The 17,244-nt window shown below is 44.2% G+C and carries 16 protein-coding genes and 1 pseudogene; 5 read left to right on the forward strand and 12 right to left on the reverse strand.

Annotated elements, in window-relative coordinates; genetic code table 11:
- Nucleotides 1-66: 66 nt before the first annotated feature.
- Both ptb and H9Q77_RS11250 read right to left on the reverse strand, forming a co-directional pair.
- Complete coding sequence (ptb, locus tag H9Q77_RS11245) at nucleotides 67-993, reverse strand: phosphate butyryltransferase (protein WP_330595939.1); 927 nt, start codon at nucleotides 991-993, stop codon at nucleotides 67-69.
- A complete protein-coding gene (locus tag H9Q77_RS11250) occupies nucleotides 974-1,276 on the reverse strand; it encodes a hypothetical protein (protein WP_022154278.1) in 303 nt (100 codons plus the stop codon). The genes ptb and H9Q77_RS11250 overlap by 20 nt, the downstream gene beginning before the upstream one ends.
- Before the next feature lie 367 nt (nucleotides 1,277-1,643).
- Between H9Q77_RS11250 and H9Q77_RS11255 the strand changes: the two genes are divergently transcribed.
- Genes H9Q77_RS11255 through H9Q77_RS11270 form a run of 4 tightly spaced genes read left to right on the forward strand, consistent with a single transcriptional unit; the run spans nucleotide 1,644 to nucleotide 3,927 of the window.
- The gene (locus H9Q77_RS11255) at nucleotides 1,644-2,216 is read left to right on the forward strand and encodes a helix-turn-helix domain-containing protein (RefSeq protein WP_118545984.1); all 573 of its coding nucleotides are present in this window, start codon (nucleotides 1,644-1,646) and stop codon (nucleotides 2,214-2,216) included.
- Nucleotides 2,217-2,232: 16 nt separating this feature from the next.
- A complete protein-coding gene (locus H9Q77_RS11260; RefSeq protein ID WP_148449019.1) occupies nucleotides 2,233-2,451 on the forward strand; it encodes a hypothetical protein in 219 nt (72 codons plus the stop codon).
- Nucleotides 2,452-2,497: 46 nt separating this feature from the next.
- Entirely contained in the window at nucleotides 2,498-3,346 is an 849-nt protein-coding gene (locus H9Q77_RS11265; RefSeq protein ID WP_022153802.1) for a hypothetical protein, read from the forward strand.
- An 11-nt stretch (nucleotides 3,347-3,357) separates the two neighbouring features.
- On the forward strand, nucleotides 3,358-3,927 hold the full coding sequence (locus tag H9Q77_RS11270; RefSeq protein ID WP_022153801.1) for a hypothetical protein: 570 nt from the start codon (nucleotides 3,358-3,360) through the stop codon (nucleotides 3,925-3,927).
- Nucleotides 3,928-4,376: 449 nt separating this feature from the next.
- Here the strand turns inward: H9Q77_RS11270 and H9Q77_RS11275 are convergent.
- The 4 genes and pseudogenes from H9Q77_RS11275 to H9Q77_RS11290 form a co-directional block, all read right to left on the reverse strand.
- Nucleotides 4,377-5,631: pseudogene (locus tag H9Q77_RS11275) on the reverse strand (transposase).
- A 175-nt stretch (nucleotides 5,632-5,806) separates the two neighbouring features.
- Nucleotides 5,807-6,448, reverse strand: coding sequence for an HAD family hydrolase (locus tag H9Q77_RS11280; RefSeq protein ID WP_249325584.1), 642 nt, complete (start codon nucleotides 6,446-6,448; stop codon nucleotides 5,807-5,809).
- A complete protein-coding gene (locus tag H9Q77_RS11285; RefSeq protein ID WP_249325586.1) occupies nucleotides 6,445-9,495 on the reverse strand; it encodes a right-handed parallel beta-helix repeat-containing protein in 3,051 nt (1,016 codons plus the stop codon). Before H9Q77_RS11285 ends, H9Q77_RS11280 begins: the two co-directional genes overlap by 4 nt.
- A complete protein-coding gene (locus tag H9Q77_RS11290) occupies nucleotides 9,485-12,025 on the reverse strand; it encodes an efflux RND transporter permease subunit (protein WP_118693029.1) in 2,541 nt (846 codons plus the stop codon). Before H9Q77_RS11290 ends, H9Q77_RS11285 begins: the two co-directional genes overlap by 11 nt.
- 339 nt (nucleotides 12,026-12,364) lie before the next feature.
- Between H9Q77_RS11290 and H9Q77_RS11295 the strand changes: the two genes are divergently transcribed.
- A complete protein-coding gene (locus H9Q77_RS11295) occupies nucleotides 12,365-12,934 on the forward strand; it encodes a TetR/AcrR family transcriptional regulator (RefSeq protein ID WP_022153514.1) in 570 nt (189 codons plus the stop codon).
- Here H9Q77_RS11295 and H9Q77_RS11300 read toward each other — a convergent pair.
- From H9Q77_RS11300 to H9Q77_RS11325, 6 genes are all read right to left on the reverse strand, one after another.
- Nucleotides 12,909-13,553: a hypothetical protein gene (locus H9Q77_RS11300; RefSeq protein WP_249325587.1), complete on the reverse strand. Its 645-nt coding sequence runs from the start codon at nucleotides 13,551-13,553 to the stop codon at nucleotides 12,909-12,911. The two genes, H9Q77_RS11295 and H9Q77_RS11300, sit on opposite strands and share 26 nt — an antisense overlap.
- A 175-nt stretch (nucleotides 13,554-13,728) precedes the next feature.
- Nucleotides 13,729-14,220, reverse strand: a complete 492-nt coding sequence (locus H9Q77_RS11305; RefSeq protein WP_249325589.1) for a low molecular weight protein-tyrosine-phosphatase — start codon at nucleotides 14,218-14,220, stop codon at nucleotides 13,729-13,731.
- Between the two features lie 121 nt (nucleotides 14,221-14,341).
- Nucleotides 14,342-15,013, reverse strand: coding sequence for an IS630 family transposase (locus H9Q77_RS11310; protein ID WP_134523031.1), 672 nt, complete (start codon nucleotides 15,011-15,013; stop codon nucleotides 14,342-14,344).
- The gene (locus tag H9Q77_RS11315; RefSeq protein ID WP_006855777.1) at nucleotides 14,983-15,492 is read right to left on the reverse strand and encodes a helix-turn-helix domain-containing protein; all 510 of its coding nucleotides are present in this window, start codon (nucleotides 15,490-15,492) and stop codon (nucleotides 14,983-14,985) included. Before H9Q77_RS11315 ends, H9Q77_RS11310 begins: the two co-directional genes overlap by 31 nt.
- Nucleotides 15,493-15,689: 197 nt before the next feature.
- Entirely contained in the window at nucleotides 15,690-16,919 is a 1,230-nt protein-coding gene (locus H9Q77_RS11320) for a site-specific integrase (RefSeq protein ID WP_249325590.1), read from the reverse strand.
- A gap of 89 nt (nucleotides 16,920-17,008) precedes the next feature.
- A complete protein-coding gene (locus tag H9Q77_RS11325) occupies nucleotides 17,009-17,218 on the reverse strand; it encodes an excisionase (RefSeq protein WP_249325592.1) in 210 nt (69 codons plus the stop codon).
- Nucleotides 17,219-17,244: the final 26 nt, after the last annotated feature.

The raw sequence follows: 17,244 nt of genomic DNA on the forward strand, positions 1-17,244 counted from the left end.
ATCGATACCTGCCGACAGCAGTTCTCCCGCAGCTTCCACAGCGGCTTCTATCACGATATCCATAGCTTATTTCTGATTCTTTTTCATCTCTTCTGCTACAACTGCAGCCAGTGCCAGGGAGTATACCTTGGTCTCGAAGGTATCGGAACGGCTGGTCAGGACAACAGGCACCTTGGTACCGGTCAGGATGCATCCGTTCTTTACTTTTACCATATGTACAATTGCCTTGTATACCAGGTTGCCGGCATGGATATCCGGGAACAGCAATACATCTGCATCACCCTGGATCTTACGGTCAGTCGCGCCCTTATGCTTGGCTGCCGCGGGATCGATCGCCAGGTCAAGAGACAGCGGTCCGTCTACGATACAGCCGGGGATCTGTCCTTCTTCGCACATCTTAGTCAGTTCTGCCGCATCTACGGTAACGGGCATCTTGGGATTTACAACCTCAACTGCTGCTAAAGGTGCTACCTTGGGCTCTGCAACGCCGCAGGCATTACATACCGGAATGGTGTTCTTGATGATCTGAACCTTCTCCTCCAGTGTAGGATAGGTCATGAATGCAACATCGGTCAGGAACAGAAGTCTGTCAATGCCGGGAATCTCAAACACACATACATGAGACAGGGTTCCACCGGTACGAAGACCTACTTCTTTGTTCAGTACACTCTTTAAGAAATTCTTAGAGTCGATCAGACCCTTCATATACATATCTGCACGGCCGTCATGTGCAAGCTTTACAGCTTTCAGGGAGGCTTCGATCATATCCGGCTCATTGATGATCTCATAATCGGAGAGATCCATCTTCAGTCCGGCTGCGATCTCACGGATCTTCGCCTCATCACCTACCAGGATTGCATCTGCAATGCCCAGTCTCTTGGCCTCATGTACAGCTTCCAGTACTGCACTGTCCTGTGCTACGGAAACTGCAACCGTCTTCTTCCCACATTCTTTTACTTTTGCTACGATGTCATCAAAATTCATTTCTTCCATATCCTTTCTGCCCCTTCTCAAGGCTTCCAGCAGCCACAGCCATTCGCAAAATCGTGCGATCGATCGCACTCTCCGCTGCTTTGCAGCTATTTTTGTTCATATCTGTGCCGGTGACTCTAATCGTTAAAATAATAACACAGCAATATATAAAAATCAAGTGCATACGCGGATACATGCAAAAAGCCACCTCTAAACGAGGTGGCTGCAGAATGTAGACAAAGCTGCTGATATATGAGGAGTCGCCTCTTTCGGACAGCAGCAACCGCCGGATTCTTTTTTTCAAAATGTCACCTCCTGAACAGCACAAAGCTGACCTATGTAAGTGTCAGCTTTGCGTAATAAAAACGCAGGAGAAGCCGGGGTGTGCTTCGTTCCTGCGTTTCTGGTATGTATGAATTTTCACGATACCCATTTTAACATAGGGGATTTACCGTGTAAATCGCAAAGCTGTGCCAAGTTGGGAAAGTTTTGTGCCAATTTTGTGCAAAGGGAATATAGGCTATGTTAGAAGGTGTTGCTTTGATATAATAAGTTAAATATTAATTTGAAAAAGAGCGTATTTATGCGATTTTTGCGGAACTCTACGATTCATCGGTTGATAAAATGAGGAAATATAATAAAATCTAATTACGCTGAAAGAGGAGGAAAGTATGGACAGCAAGAAGTTTGGAGAATTTATAGCAACAATTAGGAAAGAGAAGGGGTGGACGCAGGCAGAACTGGCAGAGAAAATAAGTGTAACAGATAAAGCGGTTTCACGGTGGGAACGGGGATTGGGTTTTCCGGATATTAACACCATAAAACCGTTGGCCGATGTATTGGAGGTTAGTGTATTAGAAATAATGCAGTCAGAAAGAGAACCCAAAGAAGAAATATCAGCGGATAAAGCTACGGAGGTATTGGACAATGTTATTAGTCTGGTAGTTCATCAACGACAAATTGAGAGAAGAAATATTATTATTAGCGTTGTATCCGTTACATCCGTTGTATTGCTGATTTTTTTAATTGATCTAATGCAGTGGGAGGCATTTGTTTTTGTATGTATGCCTTTTATATTTTTGGGAATTGGAATTGTACTGATTGCTCTTTCCATTCATAGGCGCAGGATGAAATTAAGCTATTATGTTACGCTAATATTAGGAATATTTGCATTGCTATTTCCAGTCGTAATCTGTCTGTTATTGCTTTTTGCGTTTGCGCTTGGAGGACCTATAGCGAATTGAGGAAAGGAGGATTGGAGTGGATAGGGTATTATTTACAGTGGTAGCATATTTGCCTGTCATATCGGGAGCATTAGGAATAGGGTTTTTAAGTGCTTATTTATACAACAGAGTCATTAGGAAAAAGTTCATACCCAATTTCTTAATTATCGGATGTGTAGGCATAGGAAATTTTCTTCTTGTTGTCTGTGCTTTTTTTCTTGCGGGTCTGTTGGGATTAGGACCAGTGCCTAACTAATATAACAGCGCAGATTGTGTTTCAGAATAAAAGAAGGATAAGTCTGATGAAGAACTATATTAAAAGAGCAACAGTAATCTTAAGTTTAGTAATGGCTATGAGCGTGCCGGTAAACGTACATGCAGAAGAATACAGCGGTGAACCGACTGAAGAAGGTGTGTATATTGCGATTACAGGTGAAACAGAAGATTTTTACTCAAACGAGGATATATACAATGCTTCTATCTCTATGTATGACAGCGAAGCCTTGGCCTTATATAATCAGTATCTTGAGCAGGCACCTGCCAGCATATCTGAAGGCGAAGATTTTGCAGTAGCAGCTTTAGAAGGATTCACACAATATGCTGTTGAAGAAGGAATCATCGAAGATACTGTTGAACAGCGTGCTGCTATTACAAAGGCAGTAGTCAGGGCAGAGTTCAAATTAGTTGTAGCGGGTGGAAATGTTTTAGGATATACCGCTGCAGCAACACTGTTGAACCATTCATTACAGGATAATCCCAGTAATTTATCTTATGTTTCCACAACGGATATGGCAAAACAGATTGCGGGTTCAACAGAGTGCACAACGATAGTAAATCAGTTTAAGTCGGATGTTACCGGAACAAATTATGTAAGGAAGACGAACTCCGGAACAACGACGCTGAACAGCACAACAGATTTACATTTGGCATATAATAATGTCAATTATTCCGCCACTGGTGTGAAATCAAATGGGAAATGGACATTAACGATTACTTTTACGGGTACATATGATTTTGATGCACAGAGCTGGAAGAATGCAATGACAGACAATGCGCTGGTTACAATTCTCAATAACTATGCAGCTTATGCACAGTCAATCGGAGCAATCGTTCCGTATAATGTGACTGTGACAGTACAAACAACATTTTAGGAGGAAAAGTAATGGGTAAGAAAGTTAATAGAGCAATAGTGCTGATGATGGCAATATCATTGCTTTTAGGTAGCGTTACGGCATATGCCGCTGAAAACCAAGAACCTGCTATAGAAGAAGTTGAATTGCAGGCACAGAATGCGTCATCTGGACGCGAACTGGTTGATGTGATATATTTCCAAGTATCCGGAGAGGAGGTTACATTTTCTGACGAGCCAATAGACAGTAGTGTGACAACATATCAGAGCGATAATGTGATAACAGGCTCGATCAATTATTATTATGACGGGATGGATAGTCAAAACAGACCCGGATATACAGTTGAAGCAACAATGATTTCTTCTAATCTCAACATCTCATCAAGTAATTTGATGACGAAAGCAGAGGGTGTTTCTGATTGGCATGAAAATGAAGTAAACCACTATACTGGAAAAGTGGCGGTAAATACACGTTCTTACATATACACCAACAACCCTCCGGCTAATCCTTATTGTGAAGTAAAGCTGTATGTGACCGATAGTGAAGACTTTGAAATATATATTGGCTACACAAAATTGCAGGACGCAATGGAAAGGAAATAGTCACCAAATAATATTATTTGATAAAGATAGTTGAAAGCGAGGAATGATAGTGAAAAAAATAAAAGTGTGTAGCATTATACTCACTGTGCTGAGTGTGATTGGCATCTGTTTATCAATCATAAAACTGATAGCGCAATATAATGGATTTGCCATTCTGAAGCATTCAGGAGGAGCAAACGGTTGGTTCGTGGCAGTTAAGGCAAGTGATAGTTTCTTGATTTATATAGTAACTTTTGTACTTGCATTGTTCAGCGTAGCGCTATGGCTGTTATACAAGAAAAAAAAGGATCAACAGAGAGAATCGTAGAAAATTGTATGATAGTTGCTATGTTTGTGTAAAGGGTGTCATGTAAGGAAATGTTTCTTTCCTCCATAACGCTACTTCCATTTTGAGAGGGCTACCCATAATTATAGGTAGCCCTCTCAGACTGTAGACAAAACGCTTTTGGTCAGCACTCCAGAAGCGTTTTTCTTGTTTTGGGTTCAAAAAGTGTGTACTTGATCAATAATAAACACTTTTGGGTTCCCCTTTTTCCCTTCCTGGCTATCATCTTTGCCAGTTTTTTCAGATTCATGCAGGCAAACGTAAGCCCGACTTTCATTTCCATCCGGGCTTTTCCTACCATCTGTGTATAGCGTAATCCGTGGTTTTCTTTTGCTGTTCCGAAGAGGCGCTCTACGGTCTCTTTCCGTTGCGCATACACTTCCTTCATCCCAATCGTTTGCCGGATATCCTCACACTTTTCCATGTACGGCTCCCAGATATGCCGGGTCACTACCTTCACATGATCCCTGCTTTCTGTGCACTGCTTCAGATATGGACATCCTTCACAGACGATTCCGCAGCTCTTGTATTCCCGGTATCCGGAACGGTTCGTCGTATGATAAGCCAGCACCTGATCATTCGGGCATACATAGCAGTCAAAATATTCATCATACACATACTCGGCTTTTTTGAAAAAACCATCTTTGGTCATGGGGCGTTTATACGGTAGAAGCGGTATGATACCATCATCCAGAAGTAACTTTGCTATCGCTGGTGTTTTGTATCCTGCATCGGCTACCAGTGTCTGAATGCCAATGTCTTTTATCTTATCATACAGGGATTTAATCTTCCTTCTTTTCTTTCAGAGGCTTTTTCCCATGCGCTTCCCGGTCTTCATTGATTTCCTTCTTTAACTGCTCTTCGAAGAACAGTGCTTCCTCATCTGCAATCCGTTTCCGCATCTTTTTGCTGTTTGCCCGTGCTTTTACATGGGTGGCATCCACGAAGACCTCGGAAGGATCGATCAGTCTGTATTTATAGCATTCCTGCAGGATACGGGAAAAGATCTGTTCAAAAAGATCAGTATCCTTAAAGCGTCTGGTATAATTCTTTCCAAACGTAGAGAAATGGGGAACCTTGTCCATCATTTCCAGACCGAGGAACCATCGGTATGCGACATTGACTTCGATTTCTTTTACTGTCTGGCGCATGCTTCGGATGCCGTACAGATACTGGATGAATGGAATTTTAATGAGCATGACCGGATCCATGCTGGGGCGGCCATTGTCTGCACTGTATTTATCGATCACAAGATCATAGATAAAACTCCAGTCGATTGCCTGGTCAATCAGGCGCAGCAGATGATCCTGCGGAACAAGGTCATCCATGCAGAACATCTGAATCTGTTCTCTTTTCTTATCTGCATTCTGTGTCATCATAGGAAACACCGCCTTTATTTTGATACTTTCATTATACCAAAAAAGTAGTGAAAAGTCCCGTAAATACGTCATTTTCACTACTTCTTATATGCTTGTAAGTACATAATTTTTGCAGTCATGACACAAGAAAAGCTCCCTCACAGGAAGGAGCTTTGTCTACAGTCTGAAGCCACCTCTAAATGAGGTGGCTGATCTCTGCCAGCGTCGGGACACAGGCATATAAACACTTTTTGAGTTCTGCATCCGGCTGCGTCTGATCCGGTACCATGACAACCTTGCAGCCTGCACGGTATGCACTTAAGACACCGTTAGGAGAATCCTCCACCGCCATGCACTCCTCCGGGGCGAGTCCCAGCTGCCCGCAGGCGTAGAGATAAATGTCCGGAGACGGCTTACCTTCCGCTACCATGGTAGCGGAGATCAATTTTTCAAAGTAAGGTCTGATCCCTGTAAGCGTCAGATATTTTTCGGTCCGCTCCAGATCCGTTGCTGTGGCAACAGCTGTGGTAATGTGTCTTTTTTTCAGATCTTCGAGAAGTTCCACAGCACCGGGCTTGCATTTGATGCCATCCCGGTCCAGCGCTTCCTCCATCAATTCTTTTCGTTTCTTCCGTACGGCATAATAATCAAATTCCTCGCCGTACCAGTCCCCAAGCTGTCTGGGGGCAAAAGGCCTTCCAAGACTGCGCATCGTCAGTGCCTGCTCATCCGTCATCGTGTAGCCGTAAGCCTCCAATGCCTTCGGCCAGAAAATACGGTAATATTTTTCGGTATCGATCAACGTACCGTCCATGTCAAAAATTACTGCCCGGATCATAACTGTCCCTCTGTATCATCCGCCTGCACGGCGTGCTCCGCTTTTTCCTGTCTACGCTTTTTCCTGCGTTTTGCCACCTTTTTCACAAGTAATACGATCAACAGTATCCCTACTGCTACTCCGATGATGCACATTACGATCATCCGGGTATGGCTGCCTTCTGCCTCCGCGATACGGAAGCTGCCGGGTACCTCCATGGTGAACTGTCTGTAGCTGCCGATCACCGTGGATTCCACTTCTCTGTATTCGCCGTCCTGTTCTACCCAGACTACAGTATTGTCGGCATCCTCACAGTAGACACGTAAGGTTGCTTCTCCGGTATAGTCCGGTGCGTCCTCTTTCATGGAGTTGGTCATGGAGACCTTATATGTGTCCCCCTCTATCTGCAGATGCAATGAAGCATTCGGATAGAAGTTACCCTCTGCCATGACCAGAGGTTTGTTGGCATCATTTTTCTCTGCGGAAGCAATGGATGCGGTCCACTCCTCATACTCCGCTTCCAGTACACGATTACCGGTAATATAACTGAAATCATAATCCGGCCATACACCGTAATAGCCTTCCTTCTCCGGCACTTCCGGAATCTGATCTGCAGACAGATAGTCTCCATAATTACATTTATAGGAAGCCACTTCCTCGCCATCTGCCAGGAAAGTGATCGTAAACTGCGAAAAAGCTTCCGGAACTCCATCCTTTGCGCAAAGTTCCTGATAGGACAACGGTGTCGCTCCGCCCTGGTAACCGATGCCGTCTACACCGCCGACGCCGCCTTCTACATAATAATTGCCGTACAGGCTGCCGTCATCACTGACTTTACCTGCAATGCTGCCCTGATTTTCTCCGGACATATCCAGATCATTGTATGCATAGCTGTAAAAAATATCGCAGCCTTCTCCGGCGATACCGCCGATATTATTTTTACCGGTAATCCTGCCCATGCTATAGCAGCTGCGGATCGCATAGTTGGCAGATCCGGCAATACCACCCACATCACTGCCTCCGGTACTTTCAATGGGTGCATAGGATTCACAGGAGATAATTGCTCCGTATTCCGCCTTGCCGACGATACCTCCCACGTTATCTTTTTTACCGGTGATATCACCGAAATTGCGACTGTCTCTTACGACTGCCTTGATGGTCTGCTCCACATCGAAGCTCTCCGTTCCGGTCAAGGTGATGTCATCCTCCGGGTCAAAATCATATTCCGTTGCCACCTGGCCGACAATACCGCCGACATTGGTATCCGCCTCCACCGTACCACGATTTACACACAGTGTGACTTTACCTTTTTGGAAGCTGGAGGTGTCATATAATGCTTCTTCGGTTCTCTCCGGTTCTGCCTCACCAGCCTCAGCATCAGGATCTCCGGGGTTCACTTCCCCCTTGCTGGCGGATTCATCCGAAGTATCCTCCACAGAAATCCCTTCGTATCGGAAGAGATCATCGCGGATCTCGCTGACCAGTCTGCGCAATACCCTCGCCTGATCCATCAGCTCATCCATGTGTGCGTCGGTGTTGTCTGACCCTGCCTGTAATACATCTCCTAACTGACCCAGCTGGTCAAATGCTTTATCCAGGCTCTGCTTCAGTGTATCCAGATTATTCTTAATACCACCACTGCGGTCCGTGGATGCACTAACCATATTATCCAGATGCTTCGTGGCATTTTCACCAAACTTTTTCAGAGCTGCTTTATAACTCTCTGTATCATCCGGTACAGAGAGTGTAATATCACCTCCGCTCAGATCATTGCCGCTCAGCGTGATATCGTGTCTGTTGCCGTTATTTTTATCGTCCTCTGCCTGTTTGTTCAGGTCATTATTCAAAACCTTCAGGTCATTGCTGACACCGTTCAGTTCCTGATTATAAATATACCACAAGTCATTCGTGGTTCCGGTAAGGGAATTTCCCGCGCTATTGGCATCCTTCAGATTCGTACTGATACTTTTGCTCAGCGCGGATGCCTGTCTGCTGTAATTGCTGACATCCTTCTGGGTCGCATCCAGCATATCCAAAAATTTATCGGTCTCGGTATCCAGCTCCTTTAATTTGTCACTGAGATACTGGATCTCCAGAAAAGGCTCCATCTGGCCTACGATACCGCCCACATCTTTTCTGCCCTGCACATAACCTGTATTGGTGCAATTCTGCAGATAACCCTGATGCAGTCTGCCTACAATACCTCCGGTATTGTAACCCACATGCTGATATCCGATGGCTCCGGAATTGGAGCAGTAATAGATCTTACCATCAGAGATGCCTGCGATACCGCCGGTATCCGTATGCGCAGTCACATTGGAAGTACTGTTGATCTGCTCCAGATTGTCCATGGTAATATCATCCAGATCATAGGTCACTTCCGTGCTATAGGTATTGATGCTGCCACTGTTGCTGCAGTTATTTAAGATACCGTGATTGTTCCCGACAATACCACCTGCGGAATGATTGCCAATGACATTTGCGTTGGATTCACATCTGCGGATCTCGCCGGTCTCTTCATTCACCCCCGCAATGCCACCGACTTCATTATCGCCGATCACATTACCGGAAAACTTACAATTCTCAATGCTGCCGTAATTCACCCCGACGATGCCGCCGACCTGATTTTGACTTCCGGAGGGAGATATTTCTCCGCTCACCGTGAGATTACGTACTTTGGCACCTTCCTGCACATAACGGAAAAAACCTGCCGCAGAACCATTCCCCGTAAGCTTTACATTGGAGATCGTAAAACTATTACCATCAAAAATTCCCGCAAATGTTGGGATACTGAATTCACTTTCCATGCTCAGAACGATGTCGTTGCACAGCACTACTTTGATACCTCTGGACCAGCTGTCCAGCACACAGTTCTCCGCAAGCCTGCGCAGATCCTCCTCCGTGCTGATCTCTACAATTGCATAATCCTGCTCCTGCGTGGTGTTGCTATAACCGCTGCCGCCCTTATATTGTTCATAGGTTAACGTCTCTTCCGCATAAGCGGTTGCCGGTGTCTGCAGCAGTAATGCCGCTCCCAGCAGGAAACATAATAATCTCTTACTGTTCATCTTCTGTTCCCTCGCTTTCTGCTGTATTATTCGAAAGCTCCTGTGCTTCCAACCTGGGGTACGCATTCTCCGCTGCATCCTCCCGCTCCATGGTCACGGTATCCTTGGGACGCACCACCGCTCCCATCTCACCATCGATGACACCGATGAAATCACCTTCCAGCACACCGTTGACATAACCCTTGATATGACCGTTCATTCGGATCCTACCGGCAGAAGGCAACGGCTTCGCCAGATCACGCTTTAAGGTAAATGCCGTCTTCTGAATAATGATATCTCCGATCAGCAGTGTCTGGGGCAATGCTAGCAACACCAATAAAATAGAGGTCAGAGTACCACGTCCCAGCGCCAGTCCGATCGCTGCTACCGCTGCATTAGAAGATACATAACTGATAATGAATCCAGCAGCCACCAGCATGGAACCACTGGTAACAATCGTGGGGAACGCCTGGTTCAGCGCCTCGATGGCAGCTTCTTTGATCGGCATGTACGTCTTCAGATCCATATAACGGCTGGTGATAACGATAGCGTAGTCGATCGTCGCACCCATCTGGATGGCGGACACTACCAGATATCCCAGGAAGTATACATTTTCACTGAGCAGATACGGCAGTGAGAAGTTCATCCAGATACTACCCTGAATCGTTACTACCAGCAATACCGGCAAGCCGGCAGACTGGAAAGTGAACAACAGGATGATCATAACGAACAATGCCGTCAGTACAGTGATGATCGTGTTATCTGTTGCGAAAGAATCTCCCAGATCCTTATCACTGGTGGCATTTCCGACTAACAGGATATCATCTATATTATAGAACTTCGCCACGGTATTACGTATCTGATCCAGCGCTGCAATGGTCTCTTCTCCTTCATAAGGTACATTCAGTTCCAGAACGAAACGGGAATTATCTTCTCCCAACAGCTGATCCTTTGCAATCATAATCTTGGAATGTGCGTCCGATAAAGTCTCCTCCAGATCATCATCCAACGTAATGTTTCCGCTTTCTTTCTGATCATAAATGAACAGGAACATATCGATAAAAGGTACTTCGTAATCATTGACACCGCTGACCAGAGCACCGTAATCACTCTGATCCAGGGCATATGCCGAATACAGCATATCCGCCACTTCCACATCCAGATCGATCAGCTCTGCAAATTGTCTGGGATTCAGTTTGTCGGTCAGCATGTAACCATCCATAGCTTCAATATTGCCAAGTCCCTGAACGGATTTTACCACATCCAACTTTTCCAGTGCCTTCAGGGTCTGTGCCTCTTTTTCATAATCACCGTTGGGCACAATGACCGCCAGCTGATTCACCATGCCAAATTCCTTATTGACCATGCTGACTGAGAATTTATTCTCACTCATACTGCTGGATTCCAGTGTATTTACATCATATACATAATTCGCCCTGTTGGACAGGAAAAATGCTGCAATAACACCCACGATCAGTATCGGCGGTACAATGTAGCGAGTAGCCACACAGAATTTTCCCACTGCCGTGATCTTCGGCACGAAGCTCTTATGATGCGTGTTGTCAATTGCCTTAGAAAAGGTAAGCAGCAGTCCCGGCATCAGGAAAAATACTGCTACCATACTGAAAATAATGGATTTCGCCAGGATAATACCCATATCGTAACCAATTCTGAACTGCATGAACATCATGGCTACCATACCTGAGATCGTGGTCAGGGAGCTGGAAGAAATCTCCGGGATTGCCTTACTCAAAGCCACGATTACAGCCTCTCTGGCATCCTTGTCCTCATGCTCCTCCATAAAACGGTGTGCCAAAATGATGGCATAGTCTACTGCCAGACCTAACTGCAGCACCACTGCGATAGAGTTCGTCACAAAGCTGATAGTACCGAACCAATAGTTCGTTCCTTTATTTAAAATAGCTGCCACGATAAATGTGGTCAGATATACCGGGATCTCCGCGTAAGTTGTGGAAGTAAATAGCAGCACGGCTACGATAACCACAGCTGCCAGAAGCAGAATAACGATCATATCATTATTCAGGTCATCCGCATCACGCTCTTCCTGACCGATATCTGAAGAATAATAAACATCATAATCAGACAGGGCATCCAGTACCTCAGTCAGATGCTGCTGTGTGGCTTCCGTATCCGCTTCCTCATCAAAAGTGACAGACAATAAAGCCTCCATGTCATGATAATGGTCCTCAGTGTCATCGAAATCCAACATACTGACACCATCCATTTTTTCCACCTGATCCGCCAGCTTCTGTGCCTCATCAAAAGTCACATTACAGATCAGGATCCGCGCGGAACCGTAGGTCGTAAACTCTGAATCCATCAGATCCAGTCCCCTTCTGGTCTCTGTCGTATCCGGCAAATATGTAGTCAGGTCATTATTCACTTTGACCTTATTCATGGATAATACGCAAAATATGCATAAAACAATAAAGATCAGATAGAATCCTTTTCGTTTATCTACGATAAGCGTGGCAAGCTTCATCATAAAGGAGTTATCTTTTTTGTCTTTTTCTGTGTTGTCTGCTGCCATAGTTTCCTCCTGCTGTGTCTCTCTTTGTACCCTTATGTATCTGATTTTTCTATTCTTAGTTTAAGAGTTTTTCCCGCTTCTGTAAAGCCTTACTACAAAAATAAAAAATTGTATTACTGTCATCTAATAAACTTGTGTTGATTTTCTAACACAAGCAAAATATAATAATAGGGAAGAAAAAGCAAGCCACAAATTGTGTTGATATGTCTGTTTTTGAACATTGTATTGACGTGTGTTCATTGTTTTAGAAAAAATTCAGATTTGCATTAGATACGTATTAGATCTTATCTATAAAAAGTGATTTCTGTTTATTTTTCGGAAAAGATGGAGGATTGACGTATGGAAAAAATGGATCGCCGCGTGCGCAAAACCCGTGCCCTGTTGCTGCAGGGATTAGTCAAAATGATGGAAAACCACGATATTCAGGATATTTCCGTCAAAGAACTCACAGAGCTGGTAGATATCAATCGCGGAACCTTCTATCTGCATTATGATGATATCTACGATATGCTCCATAAAGTGGAAGATGAAATGTTCCGGGAGTTCAACGAGATCATGGAGCAGGAACCGCTAGGTACTCCCACATTGTCCTCTGACGGTCTTCTGTTAGAGTTCTTCCGCTTCTTAGACCGCCACAGAGATCTCGCCAGAGTCATGATCGGTCCTCATGGAGATCTCACCTTCGTTAACCGCCTGAAGGACCAGATCAAAAAGCGCACTCTCCGCTTTCTGGAAAGTGCGCAATCCGATGCTAACTATGAATATCTCTGTTCCTTCATCATTACCGGTTGTGTCGGTGTCGTAGAGACCTGGCTGAAAGAAGCCACTCCCCAGTCTCCGGAAGAAATGGCAGAGATTCTTGGAAACATGCTTGTGCGTCAGCTTACTTTTGCTCCGGAGCCTGCATAGACCGTCCCGGCTGTGCCGGCTCCGGCATGCCTACACTTAAAGAAGTCACGACCTCGCCATCCAGGAAGAAAGATACGGTATCACCTACCTGGAGGTCATCCAGCGTGGCATCCGTTCCGTCAATCGTGATGATCGTATCATCATTGACCGTGATAGTCATAGTGTCACCGCTAAGGGTTAAGGTCATCTCATCTAACATATCTTTCTCGGGTTTCTGACCATCCGGATCCTCTCCGCTGGGGACTTCTCCTGTAGGTTTTTCGCCGTCAGGTGCCGGGCCATCGGGTTTATCGCCTGTAGGTGCTTCCTCATCCGGAGCCTCCGGCTTCTCTGCCAGCGAAATGGAGATCACATTGCCGTCAATGGCTGTGATCTGACCAAGATAAGATTCCACCTTCTCTTCACCTGATTCTGTTGCCGCATTTTGCTCCACCGTGCTCTGTTCCGTCGTGCCCTCCGGTGCGATCGTCTCCTTCTGTTCTGCTGATTCACTTGCTGCGCTCTCCGTGCCCGCAGATGTTGTTCCTCCGCATGCTGTAAATCCGGTCATCACCATGGCAGCAGTCAACACTGCGCACATTACTTTTGTGTTCACCTGGGGTAAATTCCATCTTCTCATCTTCTCATTCCTCCTGTTCCATTCATTCCTTAAAAAACTTGTGAATATTTACTTCCCCTTATCTACCTCTTATGATAAAGTTCATCTGCGAAGGAATTGTGAGAAAAATGTGGTGATTCTGTGAATTTTTCAGGCATGACATTTCTGTCATGTGTACTATGTTGGAAGTGTCAGCTTACGTGTCGATTCTTCCGTTTTGTTGTAAATATCGAAGAAATGCGGTACAGCCTTCCAGGACATCATTGTAGGTCGTCCCAAACTCTCCCGTGTACCATGGATCCGATATATCCCGTTCCGAGCCGGCATAAGATAAAAGCCTGACTACTTTCCCATCCGGATCTCCGCCGAATATCCGCAGCATGTTGCGGATATTCGCACTGTCCATACCGATCAGATAATCATATTCCGCATAATCCGCCTTCGTCACCTGCCTGGCCCGCTTCCCCTCACAGGAGATCCCGTGCCTGGCAAGCTCCGCCTTCGCCGGCGGATAGACCGGGTTCCCGATGCCGTTCCAGATCTCCTCCGTGCTGGTGGCAGCGGAAGCAATCTGGAAGTGATCGGCGAGATTCGCGTCGGATACCAATTTTTTCATAACAAATTCTGCCATGGGGGAACGACAGATGTTGCCGTGGCAGATGAAGAGCACTTTTATTTTATCTTGCATAACTTCGTTTTTCCTTGTATATCCTTATTTTTCCTAGGTTTTATCGCACTTTCACAACATCTAACCTAATGTACCTATCCTAGTGTATTGGCACATTGATTTTTAGCATTACAACAACTTCCTATTCGGAAGCTGTTGTAAACCTAGGATACAATGAACTCAACTTCACTCTTGCATCGGCAGTTCGGAACTGCCAATTAACTTTTGCTGCGACTGTATTACGCTCGACTTCCCACGCAGCTAGCTCTCCACGAAGTTTTGCAATGTTTTCAATCCTTCGTGACAAACACTGTCTGGTCATTACATTCAGTTCTATTTCTGCAATGTCAAGCCAGCTTCCATGTTTGGGTGTATAGTGAATTTCCAAACGCTTGATAATTCGTCTTGCCTCATCTGCTGGATACCTTTTATACAAGGACGCCGTTTTATGGGTGTTAAGGTTATCCATAACAAGAATTACTTTTTCTGCATCAGGATACATGACATCAACGAGATATTTTATCTCTTCTGCCCAGTCAAAGGCAGTACGTTGTTCTCGCACGCTGACATGATGAGTGCCTCCAAGCGGTTCGACAAAAGCAAATATGCTGCAGGTACCATTCCTGACATATTCCGAATCTGTTTTCTGATTGTCACCCGGACGCATGGGCAGTGGTTTCCTTGCATCGCCCAGTAACTGGTAAGGCTTTTCGTCCATGCATACAACTGGTCTTTCAGGATTGTATGGGAGTTCATATACATCAAGGACATCTTCCATACATGCTATAAATTCGGCATCATCTTTTTTGGGGATGCACCAGTAGTCGTTTTTGTGAGGTCGAAGTTTGTTTTTTTTAAGGCTCTTCGGATTGCCTCACGGCTGACCGGAGTATCAAGAACAATTTTTGATTTCTCTTCCAGCAGCCGGATGGTCCACCTTGAATGTCCTTCCGGCACCGGACCACAGGCAAGTTCAATGATACGGGCTTCAGCACGTCCATCGAGCACACGCCTTGCATTATCAGAATTAACATTACGCTTAAACTCAGTTACTGCATCAATACCACCCTCAAAATATTTTTTCACAGTATTGGTTACTGTTGCCAGACATACACCATTTGATTTTGCAGACTGCTCATGAGTCAATACTTTTCCGTGGGACTCATCCAGGTCAATAATAATCTGGCATCTGCATCGGATTGTTTTGGATGTTTTATTTTTTCGGATGACAGATTTAAATTCTTTTAATTCATCATCCGTAAGTTTGATTTTGTACTTTTTTGGTCTTGCCATAGGATATCACCGCCGTTTCTTTTATTGTACCATAAAACGGCAATAACAGCCAGAAATATTTAACTAAATATCAATATGTCAGTACACTAGCATAAAATCGCATATTTTACCATATCTCGGTAAGTAAAATGAGTACAAATCTAGGTACAAACCCGATTCGTACTCATCAGTACTTTTTCCCTATGCCCTTTATTTCCTTACTTGGCACACTTTTTCATTTCTTTTTCTATCCTTTCAAGCCTCTCCATTTCTCTCTGCGCATCCTCCAACTTAAGGTGTGTATACACATTTGAGGTAACACTTATATCTGTATGTCCCATTAAATATTTCAATGTTTCTACAGATATTCCTCGCTTTGCCGCATTCGTACAAAATGTATGACGGCACACATGTGGTGTTATCTTTGGAAGTTGCACTCGATAAATTCTATTGTACTTCTCAACCACATGCTGAAAGCGTTTTTCCCATTGATAGGGCATCATTGGTTTTCCACGCTTATCCAAGAACAGAAAACCTGTATAACCATCTATCATTTCCTCGACTTTAGGTTTCTTTCTATTCTGTACTACCCTCTTGAATGCTGCATAAACTTCATCCGACATTGGCAATACTCGTGTCCCAGCTTCAGTTTTTGTTTTTTCTATGTACTTTCCCCTATTGCCAACATACTGTAATTGATGATTCACGTTGATTGTTCTTTTCTCCAAGTCTATATCCTTTAACGTAAGTCCGCAAAACTCGCCTATTCTCAAGCCTGTTCTAAATAATATAAACATCCCATCGTAGCACTCACTGAAATGTTCATCCTGTTGAACAAACCTTAAAAACTCCTTTTCTTGTTTTGATGTTACTGCATCTCTTTTTACTGAATCATCAATTAGAAAATTATGCAGTTCAAAATCAAAAGGATTTTTTCTGATTAGGTCTGCCTCATAAGCCATCTGAAAAGCTGGTCTTACTACTCCACGTATTGTATGGACACTGCTATAGCTCTTTCCATCCTCTGACTGTAATTTTATTAACCAAGCCTTTGCATCTATTGTGTTGATATGATTAATCTTCTGACTTCCAAAGCTGTCACGTTTTAATACATTAACCACTGTTTTATATCCTGCGGATGTGGTTGGTCTGACATTGCGCTTTTGCTCTAAATATTTCTCTACCAGTTCTAATACTGTCATATCTCCACCTGATAGAGAAATACCATTTGCCAAGTCACGCTCCAGTAATTTTTCCTTTTCTCTAAGCGATAAGTCTGGCTTTTTTCCTTCTGGCATCTTATCGTGCCTTTCCAATTTCCAACTGTATACAAACTTTCTCTTTTTGGTTATTGGATCTATTGTACTGAATAAATATCTCCCATCGGCTCGCTGTTGCTCCCCCATTCGTAATATACGATTCTTATTGTCTCTTCTTTTTTCACTCATGGTTTATCCTCCAAACTATAATACAATCCCCACCATTGGGATGGGGATTGTATCGGAACTACATATATTTTGCAAGGTATTTTTTGCTTTTATATAGAGCCTGTCCCATCAATAAACTGCTCGAATAACTTACGTTTAATAAGTATCTTATTTCCTACCATAAGTATGTAATCTGCTGTCGGATTGTTCGCCACCAGTTTACGAAGATTTTTCTCTCCAATGTTGAAGTACTGAACTGCCTCTTTGATTGTGAGATTATACTTCTCACTTGTCATTAAATATTCTTTTTCTGTTTTCATAATGATTCAAAATCCTTTCTATCGGA

This window comes from Simiaoa sunii (assembly GCF_014337175.1).
In the GTDB taxonomy this organism is placed as follows: Bacteria; Bacillota; Clostridia; order Lachnospirales; family Lachnospiraceae; genus Acetatifactor; species Acetatifactor intestinalis.